This is a genomic window from Streptomyces sp. NPDC050617 (assembly GCF_040654795.1).
Lineage (GTDB): Bacteria > Actinomycetota > Actinomycetes > Streptomycetales > Streptomycetaceae > Streptomyces.
Map to the genome: position 1 here is coordinate 88,281 of NZ_JBFAIS010000018.1, position 16,866 is coordinate 105,146.

Here is a 16,866-nt window from a genome sequence, read left to right on the forward strand (position 1 = left end):
AGCGCGGCCAGTGTTCCGTCGCCGCCCCGGCGGCCTCCCCGGTGCGTCCGGCGCTTAAAGTCGCATGGCCATACCAGAAACGGCATGGTCATATTCGCTGTCCTGGAAGGGGACCGATGTGAGTACTGATGTGATGTCGTCCTTTCACCACGAGCTGATACGCCGCAACCCCGGCGAGCCCGAGTTCCACCAGGCCACGCTGGAGGTCCTGGAGACGCTCGCGCCGGTCCTCGCCGCGCGGCCGGAGATCGCGGCGGCCAAGCTGGTGGAGCGGATCTGCGAGCCGGAGCGGCAGATCATGTTCCGGGTGCCGTGGCAGGACGATGCCGGGCAGATCCACATCAACCGGGGCTTCCGAGTGGAGTTCAACAGCGCCCTCGGCCCGTACAAGGGCGGGCTGCGCTTCCACCCCTCGGTCAACCTCGGCATCGTGAAGTTCCTCGGCTTCGAGCAGATCTTCAAGAACTCGCTCACCGGGCTCAACATCGGCGGCGGCAAGGGCGGCAGCGACTTCGACCCGCACGGCCGGTCCGACACCGAAGTGATGCGGTTCTGTCAGTCGTTCATGACGGAGCTCCACCGCCACCTGGGCGAGCACACGGACGTACCGGCCGGCGACATCGGCGTCGGGGGCCGGGAGATCGGCTTCATGTTCGGTCAGTACCGCCGCATCACCAACCGCTGGGAGGCCGGCATCCTCACCGGCAAGGGGCTCCAGTGGGGCGGCTCCCACGCCCGTACGGAGGCCACCGGGTACGGGAACGTGCTGTTCACCGCCGAGATGCTCAAGCAGCGCGGCGAGGACCTCGACGGGCAGCAGGTCACGGTCTCCGGCTCGGGCAATGTGGCGATCTACACGATCGAGAAGGCCCAGGCGCTCGGCGCCAACGTGCTGACCTGCTCGGACTCCGGCGGCTACATCGTGGACGAGAAGGGCATCGACCTCGCCCTGCTCAAGCAGATCAAGGAGGTCGAGCGCGGCCGCATCATCGAGTACGCCGAGCGGCGCGGCGCCTCGGCCACATACGTGCCGGGCGGCTCCGTCTGGGACGTGCCCGCCGACGTCGCGCTGCCCTCGGCCACCCAGAACGAACTCGACGGCGACGCCGCCCGTACGCTCGTACGCGCCGGGGTCAAGGCCGTCTCCGAGGGCGCCAACATGCCGGCCACGCCGGAGGCGGTCACCGTGCTGCGGGAGGCCGGGGTCGCGTTCGGGCCGGGCAAGGCGGCCAACGCGGGCGGCGTCGCGACCAGCGCGCTGGAGATGCGGCAGAACTCCGGGCGCGAGTCCTGGACCTTCGAACGGGCCGAGGGCGAGCTCGCGGAGATCATGCGCGGCATCCACGCCACCTGCTTCGAGACCGCCGAGCGCTACGGCGTGCCGGGCGACTACGTGACGGGCGCCAACATCGCCGGATTCGAGCGGGTCGCCGACGCGATGCTGGAGCAGGGCCTCATCTGACCGGCATCTGACCGGCATCTGACCGGCCCGGAACGAGGCCGGGCGAGGGCGCTCGGCCGGTGCGAACGAGAACACAGAGACCGGGGCGGACCTGTACGGACGTACGGGCGCTCACGGAACCAGCCAGGGGCCGCAGCCCTTGTCGCCCGCAATGGCGGGGGCGGCAAGGCACGTGCCGCGCGTAACGTGGCACCCATGAATATCTGCGTCTTCTGTTCCGCCGCCGACCTCGACGACCGCTACACCGCCCCCGCTCGTGAATTCGCCGAGCTGATCGGCAAGGGCGGCCACACCATGGTGTGGGGCGGCTCCGAGTCCGGCCTGATGAAGGTCATGGCGGACGGGGTGCAGGACAACGGCGGGAAACTGGTCGGCGTCTCGGTGGAGTTCCTGGCCGCGAAGGCGCGCACCAACGCGGACGAGATGATCGTCACCAAGGACCTCGCGGAGCGCAAGGCGCTGCTGCTGGCGCGCGCGGACGCGATCGTGATCATGGTGGGCGGCACCGGCACGCTCGACGAGGCGACCGAGATCCTGGAGCTGAAGAAGCACGGGATGCACAGCAAGCCCGTGGTGCTGCTGAACGCCGCGGGCTTCTACGACGGGCTGAAGCAGCAGTTCCAGCGGATGGAGGAAGAGGGCTTCCTGCCGATCCCGCTGACGGAGCTGGTCTTCTTCGCCGAGGACGGCGTCGGCACCATGGCGTACCTCGAAGAGTCGGCCGGAGTCCAGTAAGTCCCGTAGGGCAAGCTGGGTCCCATGAGTACGCACATGATCACTGGGGCCGGCTCGGGCATCGGGGCGGCCGTCGTCGAGAAGCTGCTGGCGCGCGGCGACGAGCTGTACCTGTTCGCGCGCGACGCGGGGCGGGCCAAGGAGCTCGCCGAGCGCTACCCCGGCGCCCGCACCCTCGTCGCCGACCTGGGCAACCCCGACCGGCTCTCCTGGGCGCTCAGCCAGCAGTCCGTCCCCGACCGCGTCGACACGCTGCTGCACATCGCGGGCGTCGTGGACCTCGGCGGCATCGGCGAGCTGAGCACGAAGGCGTGGAACCGCCAGCTCGCCGCGAACCTCGTCTCCCCGGCCGAACTGACCCGGCTGTTCCTGCCCCAGCTGCGCATCGCCCACGGCCACGTCCTCTTCGTCAACTCCGGCGCCGGCCTCAGCGCGGGCCCCCAGTGGGGCGCGTACGCCGCGAGCAAGCACGGCCTCAAGGCCCTCGCCGACTCGCTGCGCGCCGAGGAGCACGGCAACGGCGTGCGGGTCACGTCCGTCTATCCGGGGCGCACCGCCACGGCGATGCAGGAGAAGGTGCACCAGCAGGAGGGCAAGGAGTACGACGCCGGGCGCTGGATCGACCCGGAGTCGATCGCGAAGACGATCCTGCTCTCGATCGACCTGCCGCGGGACGCGGAGATCAACGACATCACGGTGCGGCCGGGGCGCTGACGCGCGGCGCTCTCGAACGGGCGGGTACGCGCTACATGAACACCGCCACGTACACCGCGAGGCAGCACACGATGACCGCGAGGAGCGCGGTGAGGACCGCCATCGAGGCCGCCGCCGCGCGCAGCATCCCGGAGTTGTCGGGCTGGAGGGCGGTCGCCTGCTCCGGCTGGTCCGGTAAATAGCGGACGGTGAGCGTGTCTCCCGCCATCACCGTGGCCGGGCCCGTCTCCTCGAACCGCACCGGGCGGCCGTCGCGCGTCCGGTACTCGTACACGTGGCGGAGGACGGTGTGCCGGCCGTCGCCGCCCCGCGTGGTGGCGTACGCGCGCAGACAGCGGCCCTGGGCGGTCAGGCCCGTACGCCACAGCGTGGTGAGGCGCCGCCGCCGTTCGGCCACCCTGCCGATGCCGTAGAGCGCGAGGCAGGCCATCAGCGCCGGGATGGCGAGCACGAGTGCGCTGGACAGAAAGGACATGGCACACACCTCCGGTTTCTGGGACGGAGACTCCGCCCGGACGGTCGCGGTTCCCGCGTGCTCGTACTCTCGTACCCTTCCGGGGTGAGTGAGAAGAGCGAGAAGAGCTGGGCCGCGGGCGTGGCGACCGGCGTCGGGTCGATGCCCGGCGGCGACGCGCGCGAGGCCGCGAAGACCGTCACCGGATCGCTGGAGGCGTTCCCTCATCTGCCGGAGCTGCCCGCGCGGGGGCCCGGCGCGGACATGATCGGGCGGACCGCGGGGCTGCTCGTGGAGGTGTACGCGCATGTCGAGCCCAGCGGGTGGCGGATCAGCGACCGGCCGGGGCGGGACACCAGACGCGCGGTGTCGTGGCTGGGCGAGGACCTCGACGCGCTGGAGGAGTTCACCCAGGGGTACGAGGGGCCGCTGAAGGTGTCGGCCGTCGGGCCGTGGACGCTGGCCGCCGCCCTGGAGACGCGCGGCGGCGAAGCGGCGCTGCGCGATCCGGGGGCGTGCCGGGACCTGACCGCGTCGCTCGCCGAGGGGCTGCGGGCGCATCTGGCGGAGGTGCGGCGCAGGGTGCCAGGGGCCCGCCTCGTGCTCCAGCTCGACGAGCCGTCGCTGACCGCGGTGCTGACCGGCCAGGTGCGTACGGCCAGCGGCTACCGCACCCACCGGGCCGTGGACCGGAGCGTGGTGGAGGGCGCGCTGCGGGACGTGGTGGCCGTCGCCGGGGGCGCGCCGGTCGTCGTCCACTCGTGCGCGCCGGACGTGCCGTTCGGCCTGCTGCGGCGGGCCGGGGCCGCGGGCGTGTCGTTCGATTTCTCGCTGCTCACCGAGCGTGAGGAGGAGGTGGTCGGGGAGGCTGTGGAGGGCGGGACGGCGCTGTTCGCGGGCGTGGTGCCGGGCATCGACGGCCCATTGTCGGACCCTGCCGGTAGCGTCATGGGTGTCAGGACGCTGTGGCGCAGGCTGGGGCTGGCACCGGGGACTCTCGCGGAGTCCGTCGTGGTCACCCCCGCGTGCGGGCTCGCGGGCGCTTCGCCCGCATATGCCCGTACGGCCCTCGCACACTGCGTCAAGGCGGCGAGATCGCTCGCGGACAACCCTGAGTGACGGCGCTCTTGGAGCAACGGGAGGACGAGACGGTGGCAGGCGAACAGGACGCAGCGGTGCCCGCGGAGGCGCGGGAGAAGCACGCGCGACTCGCTGAGCAGATCGAGGACCATCGCTTCCGGTACTACGTGCGGGACGCCCCGGTCGTCAGCGACGCCGAGTTCGACAAGCTGCTGCGCTCCCTGGAGGCGCTGGAGGAGGAGCATCCGCAGCTGCGGACCCCGGACTCGCCCACCCAGAAGGTCGCGGGCGCCTACGAGACCGACTTCGCCACCGTCGAGCACCGCGAGCGCATGCTCTCCCTGGACAACGCCTTCGACGACGAGGAGCTGGCCGCCTGGGCCGAGCGCGTCGCCAAGGAGGTGGGGGAGGGGACCTCGTACCACTTCCTGTGCGAGCTCAAGGTCGACGGCCTCGCCGTCAACCTCACCTACGAGCACGGGCGGCTGACCCGCGCCGCCACCCGCGGGGACGGCCGCACCGGCGAGGACATCACGCCCAACGTCCGCACCATCGACGAGATCCCGCACCGGCTGGAGGGGGAGCGGGTCCCGGACCTGGTCGAGGTGCGCGGCGAGGTCTTCTTCCCGATGGAGAAGTTCGAGGAGCTCAACGCCCGGCTGGTGGAGGCCGGCAAGCCGCCGTTCGCCAACCCGCGCAACGCGGCGGCCGGTTCGCTGCGCCAGAAGGACCCGAAGATCACGGCGACCCGGCCGCTGCACATGGTGGTGCACGGCATCGGCGCGCGCGAGGGCTTCGACATCGACTGCCAGTCGCACGCGTACGACCTGCTGCGCGACTGGGGGCTGCCGACCGCCAGGCACAACCAGGTGGTCGACTCGCTGGAGGGCGTGCGGAAGTTCATCGCGCGCTTCGGCGACACCGAGACCCGGCACTCGATGGAGCACGAGATCGACGGCGTGGTCGTCAAGCTCGACGAGATCCCCCTCCAGGGGCGGCTGGGGTCCACGTCGCGCGCCCCGCGCTGGGCCATCGCCTGGAAGTACGCGCCGGAGGAGGTCAACACCAAGCTGGTCGACATCCGCGTCGGCGTCGGCCGCACCGGCCGCGTCACGCCGTACGCGGTGGTGGAGCCCGTCACGGTCGCCGGCTCCGAGGTCGAGTTCGCGACGCTGCACAACCAGGACGTGGTCAAGGCCAAGGGCGTCCTGATCGGCGACACGGTGGTGCTGCGCAAGGCCGGCGATGTGATCCCCGAGATCCTGGGGCCCGTCGTGGACCTGCGCGACGGCAGCGAGCGGGAGTTCGCGATGCCCGCCGAGTGCCCGGACTGCGGCACGGCGCTGCGCCCCGCCAAGGAGGGCGACATCGACCTCCGCTGCCCCAACGCCCGTTCCTGCCCCGCCCAGTTGCGGGAGCGGGTCTTCTATCTCGCGGGCCGCAAGAGCCTGGACATCGAGAATTTCGGCTATGTGGCGGCCACCGCGCTGACCCAGCCGCTGGAGCCCGCCGAGCCGCCGCTGAAGGACGAGGGCGACCTCTTCGACCTCACCGTCGAGGAGCTGCTCCCCATCAAGTCGTATGTGCTCGACCCGGACAGCGGACTGCCCAAGCGCGACCCGGAGACGGGCGAGGAGAAGATCGTCACGTTCTTCGCCAACCAGAAGGGCGAGCCGAAGAAGAACACCCTGTCGATGCTGGAGAACATCCAGGCCGCGAAGGAAAGGCCGCTGGCCAGGATCCTCACGGGGCTGTCGATCCGGCACGTGGGGCCGGTCGCGGCGGAGGCGCTGGCCCGTGAATTCCGGTCGCTGGAGCGGATCGCGGAGGCGAGCGAGGAGGAGCTGGCGGCCACCGAGGGCGTGGGTCCGACCATCGCCGCGTCCGTGAAGCAGTGGTTCGCGGAGGACTGGCATGGCGCGATTGTGGAGAAGTGGCGCGCCGCGGGGGTACGCATGGAGGAGGAGGCGGGAGACGATGAGGGTCCGCGGCCGCTGGAGGGCCTGACCGTCGTCGTCACCGGAACGCTCCAGTCGTACACGCGGGACGGCGCTAAGGAGGCGCTGCAGAGCCGGGGGGCGAAGGTGACCGGTTCGGTCTCGAAGAAGACCGATTTCGTGGTCGTCGGCGACAACCCCGGATCGAAATATGACAAAGCGATGCAGGTGAAGGTGCCGGTACTGGAGGAGGACGGCTTCGCCGTACTCCTCGAACAGGGGCCGGACGCCGCACGCGAAGCGGCCGTGACCCCACCCGAATAGTCCGATCAGGAGTCCCGGCATAGTCAGCGGGCATCAACCCTGGAGCGCATACCAGAGGGTGGCGGAGGACCAGGCCGCAATCGGGAAACCGTAGCCGATCGCGGCCCGCCGCAACCCTCTGCGGCCTACTGTTGAGATGTGCGCCTGCCGTGGCGCGGGCATCGAAGGCTGTGAGAGGGACGGGCATGAAACCCACCGACAGCGCCGAACCGGCGTCACGGCTGCGCCGGCTGGCCCTGCCGGCGCTGCCGACGTCAGCGGTCGCCCTGGCCGTGATCGCACTCGCCATCGCGGCCTACCGGACACTCGACGCCGGGCGGGCGCTCTTCCCCGGCGCCACCGTCGGCTGGGGGCTCGCCGCCCTCACCGGCATCATCGTCGGCCACCTCGTCGCGTTAGGCCGCGACCGCTGGTGGGGCGGCACCGGCTCCGGAGCCGCCCTCACCCTCGCGGTCCTGCTGCTCTACGGCTGGCTGCCCGCCGTCCTCATCAGCCTCGCCGTGGTCGCGCTCGTCGCCGCCGCCCGCAGACACCGCTGGCGACAGGCGGTACTGCACAGCGCCGTCGACATCCTGGGCATCGGCGCGGCGGCCCTCGCGCTCGCCGCGTTCTCCACCGCGCCCACCGTGGAGACGCCCTGGCGGCCGGAGGAATGGAACGCGGCGACCGCCCCCGAGGTCGCCCTCGCCGCCTTCGCCTACCTCGTCGTCACCCGCCTCCTGCTCTGGTACTGCATGGCCCCGCGCCGCGCCGAACTCCCCACCGTCGCCCGCGCCGCCCTCGTCCGGCAGGCCCTCATCGGCGTCGCGCTGCTCGGCCTCGCCCCGCTCATCGCCGTCGTCGCCATGAGCGAACCGATCGTCCTCCCGCTCTTCGCCGTGCCCCTCATCTCCCTCGACTCCACCCTGTGGATCGCCCGGGCCCGCGCCGAGGAGCAGCTGCGCGACCCGCTCACCGGCCTCCCCAACCGCCAGCGGCTGCTCCAGCGCACCTGGTCCGCGCTGGACGAGGCCCAGCGCGACGGCACCCGCACCGCCCTCGTCCTCATCGACCTCGACCGCTTCCGCTCCGTCAACGACACCCTCGGCCACCTCGCCGGGGACCGGCTGCTGCTCCAGATCGCCGACCGGCTCCGGCTCGCCCTGCCGCGCGGCGCGGAGGCCGCCCGGCTCGGCGGCGACGAGTTCGCGGTGCTGCTGCCCACCGTCGACTCGCTCACCAGCGCGCAGCGCGTGGCCCGTTCGCTCGTCGCGGGCCTCGGCACCCCCCTCGACCTCGACGGGCTCACCCTCGTCCTCGAAGCCAGCGCGGGCGTCGCCGTCTACCCCGACCACGCCCTCGACGCCGAAGGGCTGCTGCGCCGCGCCGACGTCGCCATGTACCAGGCCAAGCGGGACCGCAGCGGCGTCGAGGTCTACGAGGCCCGCCGGGACGGCAACACCCCCGACCGGCTGGGCCTCCTCGGCGACCTGCGGCGCGCCCTCGACGCGGGCGACGTCGAGCTGCACTACCAGCCGAAGGTCGGCTTCGACGGCCACGTCGCCGGGCTCGAAGCGCTCGTGCGGTGGGTGCACCCCGACCGCGGCCGGGTGCCGCCCGACGAGTTCATCGCCATCGCCGAGTCGTCCGGCCTGATGCCCCGGCTCACCGAGTACGTCCTGGAGACCGCCCTCGGACAGGTCGCCAAGTGGCGGGCCATGGGGCTGGAGGTGCCGGTCGCCGTCAACGTCTCCCCGCGTGACGTCCACTCACCCGGCTTCGCCGGAGCCGTCGCCGCCCGCCTCGCCCGGCACGGGGTGCCGCCGGGATCACTGCAACTGGAGATAACCGAACACGTCCTGCTGGAGGACCCCCAGCGGGCCGCCGACACCCTCGCGGGGCTCACGGGGCACGGCGTGAAGATGTCCCTCGACGACTTCGGCACCGGCTACTCCTCGCTCGTGCACCTGCGCAGGCTCCCGGTGAGCGAGCTGAAGATCGACCGGTCCTTCGTGGCCCGGCTCGTCGTCGACACCGAGGACGCCGAGATCGTCCGCTGCACCCTCGACCTCGCCCACTCCCTCGGCCTCCTGGTGGTCGCCGAGGGCGTCGAGGACGACGAGACCTGGGAGCGGCTGCGCGACCTGGGCTGCGACGCGGTGCAGGGCTGGCTGGTCGCCGCCGCGATGCCGCCGGACGAGACCACCGCCTGGCTGCGGCTGCGCAGCGAGAGCGGCTGGCACCGCGAGGGCGAGCCCCCGCCGCCCGCCGCCGCTCCCGTGCCGCCGACCGAACCGGAGATGCCGCCGGCCCCGGCCCCGGCCGAAGAAGCGGGGACCGCGTCCCGCCGCCCGATGCTCTAGCCCCGCGGGAGGTAGGGGACGGGCGGGGGCTCGCTGCCGGCGGGCCTCGGAAGGGGGCGCGGGCCTTCCGCCGGCGGCCTCGGGCCGGGTCAGGGGAAAGGGTTTCGCGGGCACCGCGTCGGGAGCCATAGGATTGGGCCCGAAACCTACACACTCACCCTGAGGATCGCTGCATGCCTGGCATCACGCGCGAGGAGGTCGCCCACCTCGCCCGGCTGGCGCGTCTGGAGCTCAAGGACGAAGAGCTCGAGCACTTCGCCGGACAGCTCGACGACATCATCGGCGCGGTCGCCCGCGTCTCCGATGTGGCCGACGAGGACGTACCGCCGACGTCCCACCCGCTGCCGCTGACCAACGTCATGCGACCGGACGAGGTCCGTCCGTCGCTGACCCCGCAGGAGGCGCTCTCCGGCGCCCCGGCCCAGGAGCAGCAGCGTTTCAAGGTGCCGCAGATCCTGGGGGAGGACTGACATGACCGATCTCACCAGGCTCACCGCCGCCGAGACCGCAGAGAAGATCGCCTCGGGCGAGGTGACCGCCGTCGCCGTCACCGAGGCCCACCTGGCCCGCATCGAGGCCGTCGACGAGAAGGTCCACGCCTTCCTGCACGTGGACCGGGACGGCGCGCTCGCGCAGGCCCGCCGCGTGGACGAGAAGCGCGCGAACGGCGAAAAGCTCGGCCCGCTGGCCGGCGTGCCGCTCGCGCTCAAGGACATCTTCACCACCAAGGGGATCCCGACCACCGTCGGCTCCAAGATCCTCGAAGGGTGGATCCCGCCGTACGACGCGACGGTCACCCGGCGCCTGAAGGACGCCGACATCGTCATCCTCGGCAAGACCAACATGGACGAGTTCGCCATGGGGTCCTCCACCGAGAACAGCGCGTACGGCCCGACCGGCAACCCCTGGGACCTCACCCGCATCCCCGGCGGCTCCGGCGGCGGCTCGTCCGCGGCCATCGCCTCGTACGAGGCCCCGCTCGCCATCGGCACCGACACCGGCGGCTCCATCCGCCAGCCGGCCGCCGTCACCGGCACCGTAGGCGTCAAGCCCACCTACGGCGGCGTCTCCCGCTACGGCATGGTCGCCTTCTCGTCCTCCCTCGACCAGGGCGGGCCCTGCGCCCGTACGGTCCTGGACGCGGCCCTCCTGCACGAGGCCATCGCCGGGCACGACCCGCTCGACTCGACGTCCATCGACGCCCCGGTCCCGTCCGTCGTCGAGGCGGCGCGCCACGGCGACGTGAAGGGCATGCGCGTCGGCGTCGTCAAGGAGTTCGCGGGCGAGGGCTACCAGGCCGGCGTCATGCAGCGGTTCAACGAGTCCGTGGAGCTGCTGCGCGAGCTCGGCGCGGAGGTCGTGGAGATCTCCTGCCCGTCCTTCGACAAGGCCCTCGCCGCGTACTACCTGATCGCGCCGTCCGAGTGCTCCTCCAACCTGGCCCGCTTCGACGCCATGCGCTACGGCCTGCGGGTCGGCGACGACGGCACGAGGTCGGCGGAGGACGTCACCGCCCTGACCCGCGAGGCCGGGTTCGGCGACGAGGTCAAGCGCCGCGTCATCCTCGGCACGTACGCGCTCAGCTCCGGCTACTACGACGCGTACTACGGCTCCGCGCAGAAGGTCCGCACGCTCATCACGCGCGACTTCGAGCGCGCCTTCGCGTCCGTGGACGTGCTGATCTCGCCGACCACCCCGACCACCGCCTTCCCCATCGGGGAGCGGTCGGATGACCCGATGGCGATGTACCTCGCCGACCTGTGCACCATCCCGACCAACATGGCGGGCAACGCGGCCATGTCGCTGCCCTGCGGACTGGCGCCCGAGGACGGGCTGCCCGTCGGACTCCAGATCATCGCCCCCGCCATGGCCGATGACCGGCTCTACCGTGTCGGAGCGGCCGTGGAGGCCGCCTTCGAGGCACGTTGGGGACACCCGCTGCTTGAGGAGGCACCGTCGCTATGAGTGGAAAGCTCGAGAAGGCCAAGGGCTTCAAGAAGTCCAAGCCCGGCACGTACCTGTCCATCGGCACCACGCTCTTCGGCGCGATCAGCGTCGCGAAGCAGGCCAAGAAGGCCCGCTTCGAGCAGGACACGCTCCAGCTGATCGACGCGGTGGTCTCGGCCGCCGCCATCGCCACCGGTGTCGCCCTGCTCGTCCGCGAGCTGCGCCGCATGGGCGACGACGACGTCCTGCAGGGCTGAGAGGTTAGTTTTCCGTGACTGTCACCGACCTGGTGCCGTACGACGACGCGCTGGCCGCCTACGACCCCGTGATGGGTCTTGAGGTGCACGTCGAGCTCGGCACCAAGACCAAGATGTTCTGCGGCTGCTCCACCGAGCTGAAGCAGGACGCCAACAGCCAGACCTGCCCGACCTGTCTCGGCCTGCCCGGCGCGCTGCCGGTCGTCAACGAGATCGGCGTCGAGTCCGCCATCAAGATCGGCCTCGCGCTGCACTGCGAGATCGCCGAATGGTGCCGCTTCGCCCGGAAGAACTACTTCTATCCGGACATGCCGAAGAACTTCCAGACCTCCCAGTACGACGAGCCGATCGCCTTCAACGGCTATCTGGACGTCCAGCTGGAGGACGGCGAAGTCTTCCGCGTGGAGATCGAGCGCGCCCACATGGAGGAGGACACCGGCAAGTCCACCCACGTGGGCGGCGCCACCGGCCGCATCCAGGGCGCGTCCCACTCGCTGCTCGACTACAACCGGGCCGGCATCCCCCTCATCGAGATCGTCACCAAGCCGATCGAGGGCGCCGGCGAGCGGGCCCCCGAGGTCGCCAAGGCGTACGTGGCCGAGCTGCGCGAGCTCATCAAGGCGCTCGGCGTCTCCGAGGCGCGCATGGAGCAGGGCCAGATGCGCTGCGACGTGAACCTGTCGCTGCGCCCCCAGGGCGTGGAGAAGTTCGGCACGCGCAGCGAGACGAAGAACGTCAACTCCCTGCGCTCCGTCGAGCGCGCCGCCCGCTTCGAGATCCAGCGGCACGCGGCCGTACTGTCCTCGGGCGGCACGGTCGTGCAGGAGACCCGGCACTTCCACGAGGAGGACGGCTCCACCACCGCCGGCCGCATCAAGGACAACGCCGAGGACTACCGGTACTTCCCGGAGCCCGACCTCGTCCCCGTGGCCCCCGCCCGCGAGTGGGTGGAGAAGCTGCGGGCCGCGCTGCCCGAGCTGCCGCGCGTACGCCGCAACCGGCTGCGCGAGGAGTGGGGCGTCTCCGAGCACGACATGCAGTCGATCCTCAACGCGGGCGCGGTCGACCCGATCGTCCAGACGATCGACGCGGGCGCACCGGCCGACCAGGCCCGCAAGTGGTGGATGGGCGAGCTGGCCCGCCGCTCCAACGAGGACGGCGTCGACCTCGCCGCCCTGCCGATCACCCCCGCCCAGGTCGCGCGCGTCTGCGCGCTCGTCGCCGAGGGCTCCCTCAACGACAAGCTGGCCCGCCAGACCATCGAGGGCGTCCTCGCGGGCGAGGGCTCGCCGGACGAGGTCGTCGAGAAGCGCGGCCTCGCGGTCGTCTCCGACGAGGGCGCGCTGGGCACGGCCGTGGACGAGGCCATCGCCGGCAACGCCGCCATCGCCGACAAGATCCGCGGCGGCAAGGTCGCCGCGGCGGGCGCCCTGGTCGGCGCGGTCATGAAGGCCACCCGCGGCCAGGCGGACGCGGCCCGCGTCCGCGAACTGATCCTGGAGCGGCTGGGCGTCGAGGGCTGACACCTCTGCTGTGTACGAGACGGCCGCCCTTCTTGGAAGGACGGCCGTCTCGTATATGTATGGTGCTGTCACCTCAGGCCGACGAGTCCGAAGGCGTCGATGCAGCCTCCATCCGCCGAACCGTCGCACGTCGCGATAGCCGATGTCGTTGCATATGCGCGAGGTGAGCGTGGGGTGTGGAGGCGCGCGGATACAGACAGGCGTACAACTGGGCCTGGGCCAGGATCCTGTCGAGCCCCTGAGCCGAGAGCGAGTATGCGCCGGGGCCGCTGTCCGAGGATCGTTCGTGTGTGACAAAACGGCGTGCGACCAGGCCGTCCCATGCTTCCGGATCGGCCAGCTCCCGAGCCCGCGACTCCGGCACGGTTACCTCCCTGTTCACCAGGTGCACCACCGTCCTCCACTGTCGGCTGCTCATGGCCTCGGCCAGGAAGCGGACCAGGGTCGCCGCAGCACGCTGGGCAGCCCGGTCGATATACCTAGTGGTGGCTGCGATCCGTTTTTGGGCTCGCGAGGCTTCCCGCTCGTTCTGCGCGTACGCGACTCTCACCTCGGCTTCTGCCCGCATCCGGAGCCAGCCGCGTAAGCGGGACAACTCATAGTTGACCAATCGACTCACCACACCGGGGGGTCTGCGCAGGAGGCGGGCGATGTTCAGTAGCGCGGGCTCGTCCACGTCGACGACCGCCGGGGCGTTCCTGACGTGGGCGCGGAGGAACAGTGGCTCCAACATCTGGGTAATCTTCCGGCGGCGTTCGGTGGCGTGCGGATGCCGGTTCAGGGCGGTCTCGATCTCCCTTAGGGAGACGCATAGTTCACGGGCCAACCGCAAGGGCAGCGTGCCGTCGTTGCGGGCCGGAAGCAGAGCGTAATGTTCCAGGTCGCGGTAGGCCGCGCCACTGATCCCCAGGCGGGTGGCCAGCTCGGCCATGGTCAGCCCCGCGGAGAACCGCAGGTGCCGTATGCCGTCTTCGAGCCTGGGCGGCATCCGGTACAGGGCTTTCGTCGGTACGCCGAAGACTTCGGCCAGTTCGGCGATGCGGCCGGCCTCAGGTACCGAGGTACCGCCTTCGTACGCCAGGACGCGCGCCTTCGACGTGCCCAGTCTGCGGGCCAGCTCGGCGGCGCTGAGCTGGTGCCCGTACACGGCTGTGCTGCGGCGCAGTTCCCGTAGCGCACGGTGGTCGAATGGGGCGGCTCCGCGAGCCATGGAATCCTCCCAACTCACTTGCAACGAAGCCGAGCTGACACGGGAGGGTACCGTCTAGGGTCAGCTCTGTGCATGCATGGGTGTCTTCGTCGCCCGGGACGGGGCTTGAACACTGATCAAAGACTTGGCCGGTATCGTTTGGAGTCGAATGGGGTTCCCGGCGTACGCTCTATCCCGGCAGTATTCACGGCACGGAGTGCATGCTCCACGTTTTGATAACGCTGTTGAGATGCGGCATTAAAGCGAGCCGTAAAGCATGGTGGCCCGCGTCCGGGGTGTCAGCCAGGAACGCGGGCCGGGCCGGCTCGGTATCAGGCGGCGGATGAGGAGGGCTTCCTCATCCGCCGTTGCCGTGGATGATCCCCCAGAGCGCAGCCAATGCGACGATCCCGTCGAAGATCAGCTGTGCCCATTCATTCCACGTCTTACCGCGATCCGGCTCCTCCTGGTCGTGTCGGTCCGGGGGTTCCTCCCCGTCCTCCTCGTCCAGTGTGGAGTCGTCAGCCATGTGGATCGTGCTCCCTTCCAGGTGTCCTTGTGGGGGTCAGGCCGGTTGGCCACGTGTACCCGCCGACCCGGGACCGGAAGAGAGTTGTGATGAGCCTACCGGTTCCCTCGGACGTCACCCGAACATGCGGCGCGCACATGCGTACCCCACGGCGACCGGTGAAGTGGAACCGCAACTCCGCTTCCGCACACCGGTGGTGACGCTGCATCGAACGTGCTGCTCAGAGCGAATCCGGCGAACTGGGCGGCGCTGAGGAAGCGTTCCATTTCTGGGGTAGGGGTGAATCGTCACCGATCGATGTGACCCATGTCACATTTGCTTGTGTCGTGTCGCGTTGCCGCTACTGTCCGGTAGTCCGTCAGGTGTTCGGTATGACCTTGTAGTGACAGCGAGTGGGCTCCGTCGATCAGTGAGCTTTCAACTAGCGCCGTTCCAGGCCATGTTGCAAGCCATGAGGGTCACTTCTGAGCAGGCGGGGCCAGACAGGGTGCGGGCGTGACTGTGACCCGGGCCAGGGTTGGAGGCTGGAACGGCTAGTGTGGCGCTGCCCGTGCGCACACGTGGTAGTGAGGAGCAGCGGTGATCACCCGGATCGAGATCGACGGCTACAAGTCGTTCGACGACTTCGCCCTCGACCTGCCGCCGTTCGCCGTCCTGGTGGGGGCCAACGCTTCCGGCAAGTCCAACCTTCTGGAGGCCGTGGATCTGCTCGGGCAGCTGATCCGCGAGCCGACCGGACAGACTCTGGTCGACCATGCCCGTCGCGGTGGGCCGAAAGAGCTGTTCCGGCGGGGGGCGGACGGCCATCCGGCCGGGGTCATGCGTATCGCGGTCGATGTCCTTGTGCACGGAGACCGTGGGTACTGCCACTTGCGGGTGGCGGCCCGTGTCCAATACGCGGACCCGCCGGAACCGCTGCGGGTGAGTGTCGACGTCGGCAATGCCCAGCACGGATACGACCTCTCCGGTGAATATGTGGAGCGTCTGAAACTCCCCACCAGTTCGTCGCGCCGGGACAACGGGCAACTCCATGCGGTCGAACAGCCCGTACGTGACAGCCCGTACGGCGATGAGCTGGCCGAAGCCACCAAGAACTGGCGGATCCTCGAGCCATCCCCCAAGGCGATGCGTGTTGTCTCGTCCACCTACGACATCGCGCCCCTCGCGGAAGACGGCAAGAACCTGGGGGCCGTTCTGGGGCGTTTGTCCCGCCACCCCGAGAGCTGGTACGACTTCAAGGCCGATGCTGTAGCGCTCCTGCCCGACCTCGCGGAGATCTCCGTGGCAGCCAACGCCGAGTGGGGGCAGTGGGATGTCTGGCTTCAACACAAGCACGAGCCGCGTATGACACCCAGTACGGCCTCGGCGGGCACGCTGCGTGTCCTGGCGCTGCTTGCCGCGGCCCACGACCCCGCTCACGAAGGGGTTCTCATGCTGGAAGAGCCAGAGAACGGCCTTCACCCCATTCGTGTCCCTCGTCTGCTGTCCAGGCTGTGCGGCCGGACCAGCGACCGTACGACTCTCACGTCGGGGCACGGGCGACAGACCCTGATCACCTCGCACTCGCCCGTCGCGGTCGCCGCCGCGCTGGAGGAGGCGCCGGATTCAGTGGTCTTCCTGGACACGGTGACCCGGTTCGGCGATGGGCTTCCGCCGCGTCGGCTGACGCGTTCCAGGAGAGTCGCCGACAGCGGCGCTCGGGGGGCCTTTGTGACACCGCTCGAAGTGCGTAAGTTCCTTGATCCGGTAGGACGGTTCGAGCATGGGGCGTAGGTACTTCAGCGCTGCGCTGATCACCGAGGCACGTAGCGATCAGTGGTTTCTGACTCCTCTCGTCGACCGGCAGATCGCTGAACTGGCCTGTGAGCCTCCCTCCGGCTTCGACTATTCAGGAGTCGTCGCAGCTGAACGCTTCACGGTGGCATCACGGGACGCGGTGGTGCGGGAAGTGGCCGAGCTGCTGCGTTACTTCGATGTGGTGATGATCCATAACGATCACAACGAGCGCGGCAAGGTGGACTCGGTCCGGGAACAGTTCGCCGACGACGCGTCCCGGATCGTCGCCTTGGTGCCCGTACGAGAAACCGAGGCATGGATACTGGCCGACGTAAACGCGCTGCGTGAAGCGTCGCCCGCGAGCGATACGGCGTGGGAAGTACCGCATGACGTGGAGAAGGTCGCCGATCCCAAGGCTGTGTTGAAGGCGGCTCTCGGCGGGCGGCGCGACGCCGCGAGGGACTTCGACCGGCTGGGACAGGCCGTGTCTCTCGAACAGCTGTGGAAGGTTCCCGCCTACCGGCGCTGGGTCCGAGAACTCCGAGCGGCGATGGAGAAGCTGCGCTTCTTGTAACGACATGACAGCCCGTTGGCATG

Annotated in this window: 15 protein-coding genes; 12 read left to right on the plus strand and 3 right to left on the minus strand. The window is 70.1% G+C overall.

Annotated elements, in window-relative coordinates:
- The first annotated feature begins 133 nt into the window (after positions 1–133).
- The 3 genes from gdhA (at position 134) to AB0I49_RS23615 (ending at position 2,911) form a co-directional block, all read left to right on the plus strand.
- Positions 134–1,462 (plus strand): NADP-specific glutamate dehydrogenase, encoded by a 1,329-nt coding sequence (gene gdhA / locus AB0I49_RS23605; RefSeq protein ID WP_363229091.1) that lies wholly within the window; start codon positions 134–136, stop codon positions 1,460–1,462.
- Between the two features lie 195 nt (positions 1,463–1,657).
- A complete protein-coding gene (locus tag AB0I49_RS23610) occupies positions 1,658–2,197 on the plus strand; it encodes a TIGR00730 family Rossman fold protein (protein ID WP_030884596.1) in 540 nt (179 codons plus the stop codon).
- 24 nt (positions 2,198–2,221) lie between these two features.
- The gene (locus AB0I49_RS23615; protein WP_363229022.1) at positions 2,222–2,911 is read left to right on the plus strand and encodes an SDR family oxidoreductase; all 690 of its coding nucleotides are present in this window, start codon (positions 2,222–2,224) and stop codon (positions 2,909–2,911) included.
- Between the two features lie 31 nt (positions 2,912–2,942).
- On the opposite strand, the gene AB0I49_RS23620 is transcribed toward AB0I49_RS23615, so the two are convergent.
- Entirely contained in the window at positions 2,943–3,386 is a 444-nt protein-coding gene (locus AB0I49_RS23620) for a DUF3592 domain-containing protein (RefSeq protein ID WP_363229023.1), read from the minus strand.
- An 84-nt stretch (positions 3,387–3,470) separates the two neighbouring features.
- Here AB0I49_RS23620 and AB0I49_RS23625 point away from each other — a divergent pair, with 84 nt between their 5' ends.
- The 7 genes from AB0I49_RS23625 (at position 3,471) to gatB (ending at position 12,775) form a co-directional block, all read left to right on the plus strand.
- Entirely contained in the window at positions 3,471–4,484 is a 1,014-nt protein-coding gene (locus AB0I49_RS23625) for a methionine synthase (RefSeq protein WP_363229024.1), read from the plus strand.
- A 32-nt stretch (positions 4,485–4,516) separates the two neighbouring features.
- Positions 4,517–6,706 carry an NAD-dependent DNA ligase LigA gene (gene ligA / locus AB0I49_RS23630; RefSeq protein ID WP_363229026.1) on the plus strand — a complete coding sequence of 730 codons (2,190 nt, stop codon included), beginning with the start codon at positions 4,517–4,519 and terminating at the stop codon, positions 6,704–6,706.
- Between the two features lie 185 nt (positions 6,707–6,891).
- Entirely contained in the window at positions 6,892–9,048 is a 2,157-nt protein-coding gene (locus tag AB0I49_RS23635) for a bifunctional diguanylate cyclase/phosphodiesterase (protein WP_363229027.1), read from the plus strand.
- A gap of 173 nt (positions 9,049–9,221) precedes the next feature.
- Positions 9,222–9,518, plus strand: coding sequence for an Asp-tRNA(Asn)/Glu-tRNA(Gln) amidotransferase subunit GatC (gene gatC / locus AB0I49_RS23640; RefSeq protein WP_363132166.1), 297 nt, complete (start codon positions 9,222–9,224; stop codon positions 9,516–9,518).
- A 1-nt stretch (position 9,519) separates the two neighbouring features.
- Positions 9,520–11,013: an Asp-tRNA(Asn)/Glu-tRNA(Gln) amidotransferase subunit GatA gene (gene gatA, locus AB0I49_RS23645; protein WP_363229028.1), complete on the plus strand. Its 1,494-nt coding sequence runs from the start codon at positions 9,520–9,522 to the stop codon at positions 11,011–11,013.
- On the plus strand, positions 11,010–11,252 hold the full coding sequence (locus AB0I49_RS23650) for a hypothetical protein (protein ID WP_363132168.1): 243 nt from the start codon (positions 11,010–11,012) through the stop codon (positions 11,250–11,252). The genes gatA and AB0I49_RS23650 overlap by 4 nt, the downstream gene beginning before the upstream one ends.
- Before the next feature lie 14 nt (positions 11,253–11,266).
- Complete coding sequence (gene gatB / locus AB0I49_RS23655) at positions 11,267–12,775, plus strand: Asp-tRNA(Asn)/Glu-tRNA(Gln) amidotransferase subunit GatB (protein ID WP_363229029.1); 1,509 nt, start codon at positions 11,267–11,269, stop codon at positions 12,773–12,775.
- A gap of 73 nt (positions 12,776–12,848) precedes the next feature.
- Here gatB and AB0I49_RS23660 read toward each other — a convergent pair whose 3' ends face one another.
- Positions 12,849–13,985: a helix-turn-helix transcriptional regulator gene (locus AB0I49_RS23660; RefSeq protein ID WP_363229030.1), complete on the minus strand. Its 1,137-nt coding sequence runs from the start codon at positions 13,983–13,985 to the stop codon at positions 12,849–12,851.
- A gap of 337 nt (positions 13,986–14,322) precedes the next feature.
- The gene (locus AB0I49_RS23665; protein WP_363229031.1) at positions 14,323–14,493 is read right to left on the minus strand and encodes a hypothetical protein; all 171 of its coding nucleotides are present in this window, start codon (positions 14,491–14,493) and stop codon (positions 14,323–14,325) included.
- 579 nt (positions 14,494–15,072) lie between these two features.
- On the opposite strand from AB0I49_RS23665, the gene AB0I49_RS23670 reads away from it, so the two are divergent.
- Both AB0I49_RS23670 and AB0I49_RS23675 read left to right on the plus strand, forming a co-directional pair.
- Positions 15,073–16,266: an ATP-binding protein gene (locus tag AB0I49_RS23670; protein WP_363229032.1), complete on the plus strand. Its 1,194-nt coding sequence runs from the start codon at positions 15,073–15,075 to the stop codon at positions 16,264–16,266.
- Positions 16,256–16,843, plus strand: a complete 588-nt coding sequence (locus AB0I49_RS23675; RefSeq protein WP_363229033.1) for a DUF4276 family protein — start codon at positions 16,256–16,258, stop codon at positions 16,841–16,843. Before AB0I49_RS23670 ends, AB0I49_RS23675 begins: the two co-directional genes overlap by 11 nt.
- Positions 16,844–16,866 lie beyond the last annotated feature (23 nt).